General features: G+C 42.6%; 16 protein-coding genes. 12 read left to right on the forward strand and 4 right to left on the reverse strand.

Translation table 11 applies throughout. The features are described from left to right. Position 1 precedes the first annotated feature (1 nt). Positions 2-1,396 (reverse strand): hypothetical protein, encoded by a 1,395-nt coding sequence (locus tag D0463_RS13510; RefSeq protein ID WP_117307918.1) that lies wholly within the window; start codon positions 1,394-1,396, stop codon positions 2-4. Between the two features lie 144 nt (positions 1,397-1,540). Next, entirely contained in the window at positions 1,541-2,053 is a 513-nt protein-coding gene (locus D0463_RS13515; protein WP_117307919.1) for an antibiotic biosynthesis monooxygenase family protein, read from the reverse strand. Between the two features lie 429 nt (positions 2,054-2,482). On the opposite strand from D0463_RS13515, the gene hemE reads away from it, so the two are divergent. From hemE to D0463_RS13535, 4 genes are all read left to right on the forward strand, one after another. Next, complete coding sequence (gene hemE, locus D0463_RS13520; RefSeq protein ID WP_117307920.1) at positions 2,483-3,523, forward strand: uroporphyrinogen decarboxylase; 1,041 nt, start codon at positions 2,483-2,485, stop codon at positions 3,521-3,523. A gap of 96 nt (positions 3,524-3,619) precedes the next feature. Next, positions 3,620-4,555: a ferrochelatase gene (gene hemH / locus D0463_RS13525; protein ID WP_117307921.1), complete on the forward strand. Its 936-nt coding sequence runs from the start codon at positions 3,620-3,622 to the stop codon at positions 4,553-4,555. A 226-nt stretch (positions 4,556-4,781) separates the two neighbouring features. Next, the gene (hemY, locus tag D0463_RS13530) at positions 4,782-6,218 is read left to right on the forward strand and encodes a protoporphyrinogen oxidase (protein ID WP_117307922.1); all 1,437 of its coding nucleotides are present in this window, start codon (positions 4,782-4,784) and stop codon (positions 6,216-6,218) included. A gap of 101 nt (positions 6,219-6,319) precedes the next feature. Next, a complete protein-coding gene (locus D0463_RS13535) occupies positions 6,320-6,721 on the forward strand; it encodes an acyl-CoA thioesterase (RefSeq protein ID WP_117307923.1) in 402 nt (133 codons plus the stop codon). 165 nt (positions 6,722-6,886) lie between these two features. Here the strand turns inward: D0463_RS13535 and yhfH are convergent, their stop codons facing one another. Then, the gene (yhfH, locus tag D0463_RS13540) at positions 6,887-7,021 is read right to left on the reverse strand and encodes a protein YhfH (RefSeq protein WP_117307924.1); all 135 of its coding nucleotides are present in this window, start codon (positions 7,019-7,021) and stop codon (positions 6,887-6,889) included. Between the two features lie 172 nt (positions 7,022-7,193). Here yhfH and D0463_RS13545 point away from each other — a divergent pair, with 172 nt between their 5' ends. The 3 genes from D0463_RS13545 to D0463_RS13555 all read left to right on the forward strand — a co-directional run bounded on the left by D0463_RS13545 (position 7,194) and on the right by D0463_RS13555 (position 10,863). Then, positions 7,194-7,928, forward strand: a complete 735-nt coding sequence (locus D0463_RS13545; protein WP_117307925.1) for an MBL fold metallo-hydrolase — start codon at positions 7,194-7,196, stop codon at positions 7,926-7,928. Between the two features lie 43 nt (positions 7,929-7,971). Further along, entirely contained in the window at positions 7,972-8,961 is a 990-nt protein-coding gene (gene lplA / locus D0463_RS13550) for a lipoate--protein ligase (RefSeq protein ID WP_117307926.1), read from the forward strand. Positions 8,962-9,312: 351 nt separating this feature from the next. Further along, on the forward strand, positions 9,313-10,863 hold the full coding sequence (locus D0463_RS13555; protein ID WP_117307927.1) for a fatty acid--CoA ligase family protein: 1,551 nt from the start codon (positions 9,313-9,315) through the stop codon (positions 10,861-10,863). A 26-nt stretch (positions 10,864-10,889) separates the two neighbouring features. On the opposite strand, the gene D0463_RS13560 is transcribed toward D0463_RS13555, so the two are convergent. Beyond that, a complete protein-coding gene (locus tag D0463_RS13560; protein WP_483295742.1) occupies positions 10,890-11,195 on the reverse strand; it encodes a cation transporter dimerization domain-containing protein in 306 nt (101 codons plus the stop codon). A 200-nt stretch (positions 11,196-11,395) separates the two neighbouring features. Between D0463_RS13560 and D0463_RS13565 the strand changes: the two genes are divergently transcribed. From D0463_RS13565 to D0463_RS13585, 5 genes are all read left to right on the forward strand, one after another. Then, positions 11,396-12,172, forward strand: coding sequence for an enoyl-CoA hydratase-related protein (locus D0463_RS13565; RefSeq protein WP_117307929.1), 777 nt, complete (start codon positions 11,396-11,398; stop codon positions 12,170-12,172). Positions 12,173-12,392: 220 nt separating this feature from the next. Beyond that, positions 12,393-12,941 (forward strand): HD domain-containing protein, encoded by a 549-nt coding sequence (locus D0463_RS13570; RefSeq protein ID WP_117307930.1) that lies wholly within the window; start codon positions 12,393-12,395, stop codon positions 12,939-12,941. A 277-nt stretch (positions 12,942-13,218) separates the two neighbouring features. Continuing rightward, positions 13,219-13,950, forward strand: a complete 732-nt coding sequence (locus D0463_RS13575) for an AzlC family ABC transporter permease (RefSeq protein ID WP_117307931.1) — start codon at positions 13,219-13,221, stop codon at positions 13,948-13,950. Continuing rightward, on the forward strand, positions 13,943-14,254 hold the full coding sequence (locus tag D0463_RS13580; protein WP_117307932.1) for an AzlD domain-containing protein: 312 nt from the start codon (positions 13,943-13,945) through the stop codon (positions 14,252-14,254). Before D0463_RS13575 ends, D0463_RS13580 begins: the two co-directional genes overlap by 8 nt. A gap of 146 nt (positions 14,255-14,400) precedes the next feature. Then, entirely contained in the window at positions 14,401-14,958 is a 558-nt protein-coding gene (locus tag D0463_RS13585) for an isochorismatase family protein (protein WP_117307933.1), read from the forward strand. Positions 14,959-15,313: the final 355 nt, after the last annotated feature.

A 15,313-nucleotide genomic window follows, 5' to 3' on the forward strand; every position in this document is an offset into this window, starting at 1 on the left:
ATTAGATTAAAAACATCGCCACAATCGTCGTGACCACCAGCCCAATCGTTACGGGCAGGATATTTCGTCTCGCCAGTTCAAAAGGATCAACATTACAGATAGCGGCAGCTGGAATAAGGGCCCATGGAATGATTGTCCCGCCTCCGACCCAAATCGCGGAAATCTGTCCTAATGCTGTTAGTGTCGCAGCTCCACCGTCCATTCCTGTTGAGAAAAGATTCGCAACTGATCCGGCGAGGGAAATCCCGGAAAAGCCGGATCCATCCAGCCCGGTAATCGCGCCGATAGATGTTAGGGTCACGGCGGCAACTTCCTTTGTTAATGGGACGGAATGGGCCAGAGCCACACCCAGGTCATTGACGATTCCTTGTGAGATTTCTGGCAAATACCCACCGATGATTTTCGTGAATCCAGCGTCGCCTAAATAAAAGAATGCCGCAATCGGGATGACGGGCCCGAATACTTTAAACCCGAATTGAAATCCTTCGATTAAATAGCCTGTCACCTTTTCCAATCCGTGATGGTTGTGGGCAGTGAGCGAGAGTATTAGCAAGATAAAGACGGAAGTGCCTCCGATCAACGCGGTAGCGTCTCCACCCTGAAGATTCAACGTTAGCATCGCTACTACATCAAGCGCAAAGGCAAGAGGTATGAGAAAGGCAAAGAATTTCTTTTTTCCTGATGATAATAGGGAGTGATCTACATCGGTATCTGTCTCTGTTATCTTGGAGAAAGGCTTATCCTGTAGTTTTCCACGTTTCATGTCCCGTTTTAAGAATAAAAAGGCCGTGACCGTCGTGACGAGCCCCATCGTGATGACAAGCGGTATACTCGCGGTTATAACATCACCGACTGGTAGAGAAGCGGCGTCTGCGGTTAGTTTTGGTGCGGCCTGTATAATAAAATCCCCTGATAATGCAATTCCGTGGCCGAACAGGTTCATCGCCATGGCAACGCCTAAAGCTGGAAGACCGACTCTGATCGCAACCGGAAGCAGCACCGCACCTAAAAGGGCAACAGCAGGAGACGGCCAGAAAAACCAGGAAATAACCATCATTAGAATCCCGATCACCCAATAGGCGAGGGCCGGTGTGCGAATGAATTTTGCGAAAGGAGAAATCATTGCATCATTGATTCCGGTCTTGGTTAAAACACGGCTCATGGCAACGATGATCGATATAACGAGGATTGTCGGCAGCAACTCAGTAATCGCATAGATAAAACTGTTGAAAATGCCGCTGATCGAGCCCGAAAAGCTGCCGGTAGCGGTAATGGCCAAGGTGAAAATTCCGATAATGCAGATCAATGTCGTATCGCGGCGCATCACCATAAAACCGATAATTAACACAATAAACAGTACGTAAATCCAATGGAGGGCCAATAATTCGACTCCCATCCTGTTTCCTCCTCTCAGATAAAAGCATAGACAGATGCCTACCCTTATTACAGAATATGACGGCTGCCCGAGTTTAGTGAGAGGAAGGAAGAGAAAAATAACGGCTCATTCAGTTGAAAGAATGAGCCGCTTATACTTGGTATTCTATTTTTCTTCGTCAGCTGACAAGGAATACTGGGTGATATATGAGGAGCCTGAGAAGATTTTTTTGTTGAAATCTACGTTTTCACTGGCCGGTTTTTTGTGAGCTTCTGTATAGGAGCTCGAGGTTTGCCAGTTATTAAAGGCTATTTGGCTTTCCCACTGCGTGAAAATCACATAGGTGTCAGAATTTATCGGCCGAAGCACGCGGACGGCAATGAAACCGGGTTCCTTCTCAATTAAACCTACCCTGTTTTTAAAACGGAATTCGAAGGCTGGGCGATCTTCATCTGTAACAGGGATGTTATTCATAACAACAAAGCCTGCCTCTTGGATCCCTCCTTTAGAATCAATGACTTCGAATTTACGTGGGGAATTAAAGACGGTTTTTCCGTTTGTTTCATGAAGAAGAAGGGAATTTTCAGCATTTTGCATTAAGAACATTTTTTCATTGGGGTGCTTTTCTTTTTTGATTTTTAAAAACTCATAGGTTCCCGTTGTCATATAGATATTCATTTTTTCACCTCTTAAGTTCAGTCTATCATTATATTTTACCCAAGATAGTCTTAGTTTTTCCTCTTTTCCGAATAGGGTAAACCAGACTGGGTAAAAAACGGCGATTTTTTGACAATTTCCGCTGTTTTCTATACATCTTTCGGAGAAAAGGCTATAGTAAAACAGAATATATTTGAAAAATATGGACTGCATGCTATAAGCTATGTAAGGATATTATTATGAATTAGATTTTTTATTTAAAAGAAAGTAAATTTTTTAAATTTAGAAAGGTGTCTAGATACAGCGCCTAGCCTCGACGCACAGGACGTGGCGATTTTAGTCGGCCTCGAAACCAATGTGGTGGCTGGAGAACTGCCTCCTAGCGGTTCGTCTTATGCCTGTAAGGGCTGCTCAAGGCGCTTGCGCTTTTCTTCTGAAAGGTGGATATAAATGTCTAAGGTTTTTAACGATACATTTTTAAAGGCTGCGAGAGGGGAGGCGGCTGGTCATGTGCCTGTTTGGTATATGCGGCAGGCAGGAAGGTCGCAGCCCGAATACCGCGCTATAAAAGAAAAGTATTCTTTATTTGAGATTACGCACCAGCCGGAATTATGTGCATATGTGACTCGGCTTCCGGTAGAACAATATGATGTCGATGCGGCCATCCTTTATAAAGATATCATGACTCCACTGCCGGCGATCGGCGTCGATGTGGAAATTAAAACAGGAATCGGTCCTGTCATTGCCAATCCGATTCGTTCCCTAAGCGATGTGGAGAAACTAGGTGAATTGTCCCCCGAAGAGGATATTCCTTATGTGCTTGAGACGATAAAATTGTTAACGACCGAACAGTTATCCGTTCCTCTCATCGGTTTTTCCGGTGCTCCGTTCACGATTGCTTCCTATATGATTGAAGGCGGGCCGTCGAAAAACTATAACAGAACGAAGGCGTTTATGTATACAGAACCAGAGGCATGGTTTGCGTTGATGGACAAGCTCGGCGATACGGTTATTACATATGTGAAATCACAAATCAAAGCAGGCGCAAAAGCGATCCAAATCTTTGATTCCTGGGTAGGCGCGTTGAATGTGGAGGATTACCGTTTGTTTATCAAGCCTGTCATGAACCGGATCTTTTCTTCTTTAAGAGAAGAAAATGTACCGTTGATTATGTTTGGTGTAGGTGCTAGCCACTTGGCGCTTGAATGGAATGACCTTCCGCTCGATGTAGTCGGCCTTGATTGGAGGCTGCCGATTTCTGAGGCGCGTAAAATGGGAATCGACAAAACGGTTCAAGGAAATCTCGACCCTGCCATTTTGTTGTCTTCATGGGATGTAATTGAAGCGAGGGCTAAAAAAATTCTCGATATGGGCATGGAAAAACCAGGGTATATTTTCAACCTGGGCCATGGCGTCTTCCCTGAGGTTAACCCGGAGACATTAAAGCGGCTGACCGCTTTCATTCACGAATACTCCGCAAGCAAAAGATAATTTTACCTGCTCAACTCCTGAGCGGACTGTTTGCCATAAAATATCCTTTTTATGCACAATAATATAGAAGAAATTCTCAAAATGAGGTGCTAGTTAATGTCAAGAAAGAAAATGGGCCTGCTTGTCATGGCCTATGGTACACCGTATAAAGAAGAAGATATCGAACGTTATTATACACATATCCGTCACGGGAGAAGGCCTAGCGACGAGCAGCTGCTCGATCTGAGAAACAGATATGAAGCTATCGGCGGGATTTCCCCATTAGCTACGATCACAAGGGACCAGGCAGAAGAGCTGGAAAAACGCTTGAATGAAGTACAGGATGATATAGAGTTCAAGGCTTATCTTGGATTGAAGCATATCGAGCCGTTCGTCGAGGACGCAGTGAAACAAATGCATGATGACGGAATTACCGAAGCTGTAAGTATCGTTCTGGCTCCGCATTTTTCAACATTCAGCGTTAAGTCATATAACGGGCGGGCACAAGAAGAAGCTGAGAAATTAGGTGGTCTGCAAATTACTTCGGTTGAAAGCTGGTATGATGAGCCGAAATTCATTCAGTACTGGATCGATCAATTAAAGGAAACGTATGCGAAGATGCCGGAAGCCGAACGAGAAGATTCCGTCTTGATTGTCTCCGCCCACAGCCTACCGGAAAAAATCCTGCAATCCGGGGATCCGTATCCGAATCAGCTTAAGGAAACAGCCGAGATGATTGTTGAAGGCGCCGGCGTGAAAAATTACGCGATTGGCTGGCAAAGTGCCGGCCAGACACCTGAACCATGGCTAGGACCTGACGTTCAGGACTTGACAAGAGACCTATACAAAGAAAAAGGATATAAAGCTTTCATTTATATTCCTGCCGGTTTCGTTGCCGAGCATTTGGAAGTGCTTTACGACAATGATTATGAATGCAAAGTGGTTACAGATGAAGTAGGCGCAGCTTATTACCGTCCGGAAATGCCCAATGCCAACCTGGCATTTATTGATGCTCTAACTACAATTGTCTTGAAAAAAGTGGATAAACAATAATGTGAAGCCTATGTCAGTGATGAAAAGATCTGATATAGGCAAATTTTTATCCCGCTTTAACGGGCAGTAAGACCCCCGCTTCAAGACTTGGATGGAAAACAAGGATAAGTGGGGGAACAACTGCCCGTAAAAGTCAGATTGGTTCAACTAACCATCGGTGGGGGATGAACAAACCCCCCACCGATGGAAGTTTCACTTTATAAATCAAAAAAGAAGGCGATGAACCGTGAGTCAACCAAAACAGAAGATAGCCGTTATCGGAGGAGGCATCACCGGATTAGCTTCTGCTTTTTACCTTCAGAAGAAAGCTAGGGAAGAAAATCTGCCTTTTGATGTAGTATTGATCGAAGCTTCACCCCGTCTAGGCGGAAAAGTGCAAACAGCGGTCCGTGACGGTTTTGTCATTGAGAAGGGACCGGATTCTTTCATTGCCCGAAAGGCGAGTGCATCACGGCTTGCGAAGGAAGTGGGGATGGAAGATAAGCTTGTTTCTAATACAGCTGGTAAATCATATGTCCTCGTAAAAGGTCACCTTCACCCAATGCCTGGAGGTTCGATTATGGGGATTCCGACTGAGATAGGGCCCTTTGTGACAACCGGTCTATTTAGCCCACTCGGCAAATTAAGGGCAGCTGCTGATTTTGTCCTTCCTCGTTCTGATAAAAAAGGGGACCAGTCACTCGGTGAATTCTTCCGCCGCCGTCTTGGCAATGAAGTTCTGGAAAACTTAATCGAGCCTCTGTTGTCCGGGATATATGCAGGTGATATCGACCGATTAAGTCTGATGGCGACATTCCCGCAATTTTACCAGGTAGAACAGGAGCATCGCAGTTTAATTTTCGGAATGAAGAAGTCAACGCCGAAAGCACCAAAAAATGCCTCGAAAAAAGGCAATTTCCTGACCTTTACTACAGGCCTTCAATCTTTCATAGATGCGATTGAACAGCATTTAATGCCGGGGTCAGTCTTAAAAGGGGTTCGTGTCGAGGATATTGTAAAGGAAGGTAAGCAGTATAAACTTGATTTAAACAACGGGGAAGTAATCTACACCGATGCTATCATCGCTTCTGCCCCACATCAAGCGATTTCCGCGATGTTCTCACGCTATCCGTTTTTTGCTCCGCTTAAAGAAATGTCAGCAACGAGCGTCGCTACCGTGGCGTTGGCGTTTGAAGCTTCAGCCATAAAGCAGGATATCGATGGCACGGGCTTTGTCGTTTCGCGAAACAGTGACTATACGATTACAGCTTGTACATGGACTCATAAAAAGTGGCCGCATTCCACACCTGATGGTAAGGTTTTGCTTCGTTGCTATGTCGGACGTGCCGGTGATGAAACGATCGTCGATTTGTCAGATGAAGAAATTATCAAAATCGTTCTCGAAGACTTAAACAAGACCATGTCGATTACCGACAAGCCTGATTTCTCTATCGTCACACGCTGGAAAGATTCCATGCCGCAATATACAGTGGGACATAAGCAGCGAATCGAGAGTGTGAAAAAAGATGTCGGAGATGAATTGCCTGGTGTATTCCTGGCAGGTGGTTCATTTGAAGGACTTGGGCTGCCTGACTGTATTGACCAGGCTGAAAGAGCGGTAGAAGACGTTGTTCAATTCCTGAAAAAAAATCAAATCTCGCGCGAAACAGAAACTGTCCAATGATTTTTGGACAGTTTCTTTTCACATTAGAACGAAAAAGGAAATTATTATATACTATAATTAGTTACTAAAAAATGGATTGAATAAAGACTGGGGGAATGATCATGTTTTTAACAACCATTCAGCCTCGCATTTCAGAAACAGACGGTGCGGGACATATCAATAATACTACGATTCCGATTTGGTTCGAGGCAGGACGCGATGAAATTTTCAAGCTATTTACTCCGAGCTTGCAATTTAAAGATTGGAAGCTGCTTCTCGTCAATATGAATATTGATTTCACACATGAAATTTTTTATGGCAGGGAAGTTATGATTAGAACGTGGATTGAACGCCTCGGAAATTCAAGCTTTACGATTAAAGAAGAAATTTATCAGGATGACATTTTGTGCGCAAAGGGGTCTTCGGCATATGTCAATTATAACTTTCAACTTAAAAAGTCAGAACGAATCCCGGATTACATACGCGAACAATTAAAAGGCCACTTAGAAATAATAGAAACTTAAGTTTCATCTTCTCTGAACATAGATTAGTAAAATAATGGATAAAAAAAAGACCAGTCGCTCATTCAAGCGGCTGGTTTTTAAATGGATGCGCTTGTGAGATAAGGAACGCATCTTATGGAAGCATCTGCTTTTATGAAAAGCAGAAGGTGAACACCTGATTAAAAATTATTGGATGGATGTATGGAGGCAATGATCGCACTTGCTGCCATAACATTCGTGCTGTTCTTCGATTTTGTGGCCACACTCTGAACATTGCTTGGCCGGTAGGTTCTTGAAAAATTCAACACTGCTTTGAATCATATTAATCAACCTCCATTAAATTTTCTGAATATTATTAACTTGATTTTATTGTATTATAACAGATTAATTTTGTCAACATATGTTTTATAACAAATTTCAAAAAGATGAAATAATGGTTCCAATGATTTATGCTAGGAGTAACTGATTGATACTGTATAAGGAGAGTGTGAGTATGAAGATAACGGTGATTGGTTGTTGGGGAGGATATCCGGCGAAGAATGAGGCAAGCTCCGGCTATTTACTCGAATATGAGGATTATCGGATCCTCCTAGACTGTGGCAGCGGAGTACTTTCACAGCTACAAAACCATATGAAACCGGAAGAATTGGATGCAGTTGTTTTAACGCATTATCATCCAGATCATGTAGCAGATATTGGTGTGCTGCAGCATGCTGTATTAATACAGAACATACTCAATGGCTCGAAGAAGAACATTCCGATTTATGGTCATACATTGGACGTGGCAGAGTTTGAAAAGCTTACCTATAAGGACATTACTCATGGATTGGCTTATACGGAAGATGAACCTCTGCAAATCGGACCACTTACATTCACCTTTTTACGTACAAAGCATCCTGTTCCTTGTTTTGCGATGAGAATTGAAGCAGGAGGACAAGTTATTGTCTATACCGGAGATAGTGCCTATATGGAGGAACTTGCCGACTTCGCGAGTAATGCTAATGTGTTGCTGTGCGAGAGTAATTTTTATGGCGATATGGACGGTTCTGGCCCTGGGCATATGACCGGGAGAGAGGCTGGAAAAATAGCTGAAAAAGCGGATGTGCAGCTTTTGCTCTTGACTCATCTTCCACATTATGGCGATCATACACAGTTGAAAAGCGAAGCAGGGGAAAGCTTTAAGGGCGAAATTGCCGTCGCAAGGAACGCAATGGAGTTTCAGTTATAGAGAATTTGTTAAACCGCAAAGCGATTATAGGAGGAACGTTAGCATGTTATTTATCGATAACAAAGGAATTACAGACCCGCAGATCAATCTGGCAATCGAAGAATATGCGTTGAAAAACCTGGATATAAATGAAACGTATTTATTATTTTATATAAACAAACCATCTATTATTATCGGGAAAAACCAAAACACGGTTGAAGAAATCAATACCGATTATGTAGAGCAGAACGGCATTAAGGTTGTCCGCCGTCTTTCCGGTGGTGGTGCTGTATACCATGACACAGGCAATCTGAATTTCAGCTTTATCACTAAGGATGATGGGGAGAGCTTTCATAACTTCCAGAAATTCACCGAACCGGTTATCAAGGCGCTTAACAAGCTCGGCGTTAATGCTGAACTGAGCGGACGGAATGATATTTTGGCAGAAGGAAAGAAGATTTCCGGGAATGCACAATTTTCAACAAAAGGTCGGATGTTCAGTCACGGAACGCTGCTGTTCAATTCGGAAATGGAGCATGTAGTTTCTGCATTGAAGGTCAGAAAGGATAAGATTGAATCAAAAGGAATTAAGTCAATTAGAAGCCGAGTGACGAATATATCAGAATTTCTTAATGAGCCACTGACTATCGAGCAATTCAGGTCACTGCTTTTGAGAAACATCTTTGAAGACAGCGAAGAGATTCCGGAATACGTTCTCACCGAACAAGATTGGGAAAACATTCATCAGCTTTCAAAAGAGAGATACCAGAACTGGGACTGGAACTACGGAAAATCGCCGAAATTCAACCTCCAGCATTCGCAGCGATTCCCTGTTGGATCAATTGATATTCGTCTCGAAGTTAACAAAGGGATAATCGAAAATTGTAAAATATACGGTGATTTCTTTGGTGTCGGGGATGTAAATGATATTGAGGATATACTAAAGGGCATTCGTTATGAAAAAGAAGCGATTGAAAAGGCGCTTGTGAATGTGGATGTTAAGCATTATTTTGGGAATGTAACAAAAGAAGAAATAGTTGGATTGATTTATTAAAAGAGGCCGCCTGTTTGGACGAACAGGCGGTTTATTATATTATATGCTATGTTGATTTTTGGTTCATTTGCAGCTCCCACTGCATAGACCCAGGAGTAAGCGAGCTTTCTCCTGGGCCTATGCAGCGGGAGCAACCTTTCAGCGTAGCTGAAAGGCATGTGAAACTCTGTTTCACATGAATGAGCCAAAAATATATTTGCTTCAGCTTTAAATTCCTAGAAAATTTTCAGGTAACTTCCAACTAAAATGTTGCTACCTTTATTTTCTTTTAATATAATATATTGTGAATATTGTAATTAAAAAAATGAATGACTACTCATTCATTAAATCTACAAGGGGAGGTAGGAATGTTTGAATATTACAGAACAACTTCATGAAACAGCCGCGCGAGTTGCTGGAAAACCTGCGTATTACTTTATGGACCAAGCAACAACGTATGGGGAATTGGACGGGGCGGTCACAAAGTTTGCAGACGGCTTACATAAGCTTGGTGTTTCAAAAGGGGATCATGTTGCATTGCTTTTAGGGAATTCACCACACTTTATTATTGGGATGTATGGGGCATTAAGAGCTGGCGCAACCGTCATACCGATCAACCCGATTTATACTCCTGATGAAATCGGCTATATCCTGAATAATGGCGATGTAAAGGTAGTTCTGGCATTGGATCTTTTGGTTCCGTTACTCGAAAAAATGAACCCGATGCTGCCAAACGTCGAGCATATGGTGATCTGTGAAACGGAGCAGGATAAAGGCGAAGCGGATATCAGCAAGCTTTCTATTTACTCAAAAATGAAATCGTTTACAAGTATGGTTGCTTCAGGAGACCTGAGTTTTAATGGGCAGGCTGTTGATGAGGAAGATACCGCAGTCATCCTGTATACCTCTGGCACAACCGGGAAACCAAAAGGGGCCATGCTGACACATAAAAATCTTTATTCAAATGCAAAGGATGTCGGCGATTATCTGAAAATCACTGAAGAGGACCGCGTTGTCACGACACTGCCGATGTTTCATGTGTTCTGTTTAACAGTTGTCTTAAATGCACCCCTCATGAGGGGCGGTACACTGCTTGTTGTTCCTAAATTCAGTCCGCAAGAGATTTTCAGACTTGTAAAAAAATATGAAGCGACAGTTTTTGCGGGCGTACCAACCATGTATAACTTCCTCCAGCAATTCCCTGATGGAAATCCGGAAGATTTTAAATCATTAAGACTATCTATTTCAGGTGGGGCATCACTTCCTGTTGCACTGTTGAAAGCATTCGAACAGAAATTCAATGTGTTTGTATCAGAAGGGTACGGCTTATCCGAAGCATCGCCTGTAACAACCTTTAATCCGCTTGACCGCCCACGAAAGCCTGGATCAATCGGAAGGAATATTCAAAACGTCGAAAACAAAGTCGTTAATGAAATGGGCGAAGAGGTTCCTATCGGCGAGGTTGGGGAGTTAATCGTCAGAGGACCGAACGTCATGAAGGGGTATTATAAACTGCCTGAAGAAAGCGTTGCCACGTTGAAGAACGGCTGGCTTTACACAGGAGACTTAGCGCGAATGGATGAAGAAGGCTATTTCTACATCGTCGACCGCAAAAAAGAAATGATTATTGTAGGCGGTTACAATGTGTACCCTCGTGAGGTCGAAGAAGTATTATTTGCTCATCCGGATGTCGTGGAAGCCGCTGTAATCGGTGTGCCTGATCCGAATCAGGGAGAAGTGGTACAAGCATTTGTCGTAAAGAAAAACGACTCCCTTACTGAAGCTGATGTACTAACTTATTGCCGGGAGCATCTTGCAAAATACAAAGTGCCGAAGAACATTGAGTTCATAGACGAGCTTCCGAAAAATACAACAGGTAAAATTTTAAGGCGTTCACTAAAAGCTCAAGTGCTTCAGAATTAAACAATTCATTCAAAAAGGCGGGAGACTCATTCTCTCGCCTTTTTTTCTTCCGCAAACTGTTGGTCTTTAACGGGTCTCCACTGCGTTACTCCGTCATCCTCATCGAATTCTATCGTTACCTCAGTAACACCTTTTTCAGCCATGATCCTTTCTTCCAGCCTATCTTTTATGTCATCCGCTTCGGCGATGGTCAAGTTAGGGTCTATTTCAACCTCTAATTCAACATGAAAATCCTCCCCTTCTTTTGTTACGGTTACCATCTGGATGTCCTTTACTCCCGGATCCCTTGTTTTAACAAGACTAATAGATCCTTCAAAAGGCTCCCCCCTAATTGTTGATTAAGTCTTATATTCCCTTGTTGAATGCAGAAAAACCTCTAAAGGCTACGAAACAAGGTTTATAGATATGCATTAGGACAAAGATTTATAAACGGTGGGAATTTTGCGTTTTGTGGCTTACGATCTACTGAAAATGGGAAAAGACTCAGTAATAAAGTGAGACAGCAAGAAAAAATCGGAAGGAAGTGGTAACCATGCCCTCCATCTTATATGAAGTACACTCAAAAATCGCATATGTTACGCTCAATCGCGAGGAGGCATTAAACTCACTAAACTCCACAACCATTGAGCGGCTCAGTAATGTTGTGAGAGATATTTCGAATAATCCACAGGTGAGTGTGGTCATTATAAGCGGTACTGGAAATAGGGCTTTTTGTGCAGGGGCAGATATCAAGGATTCTGATTTTCAGTCGCCATCAAAGCTTGTTCAATTGACAAGGCAGCTTGGCGAGTTATTCGATGCCATTGAAGACTTGCCTCAGCCAACAATCGCAGCGATAAATGGGTACGCATTTGGGGCGGGGTTTGAATTGGCATTGGCCTGTGACCTGCGTATCGTCGTGGACCAAACGCTGCTTGGACTCCCGGAAACAAAGCTCGGCTTAATACCTGGAGCCGGAGGAACCCAGAGACTGCCTCGGCTGATCGGAGAGTCGCGGGCCTTGGAATTGATATTGTCAGCTAAAAGAGTCACTTCATTGGAGGCGTATCAGTACGGCATTGTTACTAAAGTTGTCTCTCATAATGAGCTTGAAGAAGAGGCTTTTCACCTTGCGGGTTTAATTTTGGATAATGCACCAATCGCCGTACAACAAGCGAAGTTTGTTGTGAAACATGGAATGAAGACAGATCTTCGGACAGGTTTAAAGTTGGAGAAACTCGGATTTATAAAAACAGTTACGACTGAAGATAGAGAGAAAGGCTTAGCAGCATTTTTTGAAAAAACGCCACCTGACTTCACCGGTCATTGAATGCGGGCAGCGTGGATAAAATAGTTGTACCCAACAAAAGACTCCTTTACCGGAGTCTTTTTGGCAGAAAGGAAAGTATAAACTCTCACTCTCCTTTCTGGATAAGGATAACTACGCTTAATCTCCGGCTTGAGCTTGACATTCAGAAAATTGTCTTTATTGATATGTAGTAACTTTCAAGGTATCATATTTAGAAAAATATTATTAAAGGAGAGATAGGATGAGAGATGTTAGCTTGTTGGAGATTTTTAGACATCACATCACCCAAAAATATTTGAACCGATCCGGGATGGCCCACGCGCTAGCAGTTTCTTATCATGCCTTTAACATGGCAAAAAAACAAGGAGAGGATGTCGATATTGCCGCAAAGGCGGGACTGCTACATGATATGGGACATTTCACCTGGTATCGGAACGGCAAATGGGATTACGATCTTTATAAACAGAATGACATCCATGCAATTAAAGGTGCCGAAAGGGCCCACAAGCTCTTAATCCGCCTCGGAGAAAATCCGGTTAAAGCCAAAACGATTTCGCTTGCGATTTTGTTTCATACCGATTCTTTTCTTCCGACGAACGATATTGTTCGCACAAAGCTTCAGCAAATCGTAAAATGGGCCGATGAAAAGGATGAAGAAGAAGGCGGCCTGCACCATTATCGCAAGATCGATTTTGAAAGAGCAGAACAAAGCATCATTCGCCTTGATGAAATGATCGATGAGGAAGAGAAGAAAAAGCAGATCGATGTTGACGAAGAAACTCCTACATAAACCACCATGTTAACATGGTGGTTATTATCTTTACAGATATTTTCTATCTGCCAGTACAACGATGTATAATTCCTCTGAGAAAGACTCTCCAATCGGTAAGTTTTCATCATCCCCTTATAGAGAATCTTCTTTTCCCTGACAACCACACTAAGCTTTTCATTTACCTTTAAGAATCCAAAAGTTTAATTAAATTCTTTCGTATTTCGAAAAATTAGTTGAAAAAATGTCAGTATTTTAAGAAAATATAAGGAACGATTATTTAAAGGGGGAAAGAACGGTGGCAGTCACAGCATTAGAAGGAGAGGCTCCGCAATTCAAGCAGGGCCTTCAGGCGGGAATCAGCATTGCAATAGGGTATGCTCCTATCGCTTTGACATATGGACTTTTGGCGAAAACAACCGGTTTGACGATGACTGAAACCGTATTAATGAGCCTCATCGTATTTGCCGGAGCCTCGCAGTACATAGCACTGAATTTATTGGCACTGGGAACAGGTGCCTTTGAAATTATTCTTACAACATTTATTGTGAATATCCGTCATTTTTTAATGTCTACAGCTCTTAATGAAAAGAGTGACGAAGAAGATAGCCTCCTGAAAAAGGCGGCATATGCCTTTGGTTTAACCGATGAAACATTTTCGGTTGCCGCAACAAGGCCGGATACTGTGACGGCGGGTTATATGTTCGGTTTGATATTGATGGCCTACTCGAGCTGGGTCATCTGCTCGGGGCTTGGGCACCTTTTTGGGGCGGGATTGCCGCAGACCCTTCAGGAAAGCATGTCCGTCGCATTATATGCCATGTTTATTGGATTGCTTGCCCCTTCGATGAAGGGTGCGAAAAAGGTTGTTTATCTGGCTGTCGTGGCAGCCTGCTTTAATAGTGTTTTTACGGTTACGGAAGCCATGAGCAGCGGCTGGTCAATCGTACTGTCGACGTTGATCTCATCGTTCTTAATTGAATTAATCGGGTATACGAAGCAGAAGAAAGGGGGCCACAGCGATGAATAATACAGTCATTTGGATCATCATTGGCATGGCAGTGGTGACCTATATTCCCCGGCTGCTTCCTTTTGTCTTATTTAAAGGGAAGGAAATGCCGCCTTTTTTACAGGGGGTTTTGAAAAATATCCCTTATGCCACACTGGGGGCATTGATTTTTCCCGGCATTTTGCTGATTCAGGAAGATATCACTTATGGCTTGATAGGGGCAGCGGCCGCATTTCTGATTGCTTTTTTAGGTGCGAATGTCATTGTTGTTGTTCTTGGAGCGATCGCTGTATTGAGCGTTTATACTGTTTTTATGCCGCTATAAGTCGAAAAAGTAGATGTTAAGTGACAATAAAGTCGTTTAAAAATGTCAGTCATATATTCCGTTAAAGGGGGCGTTATTATGAAGAATAAAATGGAAGAAAAGTTTGGGGACCAGGGTTTAAATTAGAATGAAAAGGAGGTTTTCTATTGAAACAAGCTGTACTTATTATTGATGTCCAACAAGAATTGGTGGATGGCAACAATGAAGAAAAAAGTGTGTATAAAAAAGAAGCATTATTGGATCACGTTAATTTGGTAATTAACAAAGCATTAGAATCACGTGCTTTAATCGTCTTTATGAGGGATACAGATGTTGCGGATGGCAAAGGTTCAGGATTTCAAATACATCCAAAAGTTAAAGTGCCAGCCACAGCAAAAATCTTTGATAAAGCGGCTACAAATTCGTTTTATGGAACCCCATTAATGGGCTTTTTAAAGGATAACGAGATCGAACATCTTGTTATCATGGGATGTAAAACGGAACACTGTATTGACACAGCAGTTAGAACTGCAACAGTCAATCATTTAGATGTTACTTTAGTTGGGGATGGGCATTCGACGACAGATTCTTCAACCCTATCTGCCGATAAGATAATCAGTCATCACAATGAAATACTTCACGGTCATTACAATGTTGACCATTTTTCCGTAGTTCGGACTACTCAAGAACATTTATTTCAACCAATCCATGACAATTACCGATAAAGTTGCCTCGGTTAATTCAGAAGCTCTGAAAAACATTATTAATCTTCAGCAAAATCAGGCGCAAATGTGCAATAACAATTAGATTCAAGTAGAAGAGGTGTCCTTAGTGGACACCTCTTCTACTTGAATATTCCTTCATGCTTCGCGTTGTCTTATCACTTGCCTGTTGCAATAGAGTGACTTTTTTATCCTTAGGCTCTGTTAAATTCCATTGTTGACTTTCAAATGGTCATGGAATCTACTCGCTTTCCGCGGACGAACTGGCAAGCCTCCTCACTCGTACCTCGCTGCGGGGTCTTGCCAGCCCGTTTTTCCGCAGGAGTCTCGCAGATTCCCTTCCCAAAAACAACATTAT

This window comes from Bacillus sp. V59.32b (genome assembly GCF_003429085.1).
Taxonomy (GTDB): Bacteria; Bacillota; Bacilli; order Bacillales; family DSM-1321; genus Peribacillus.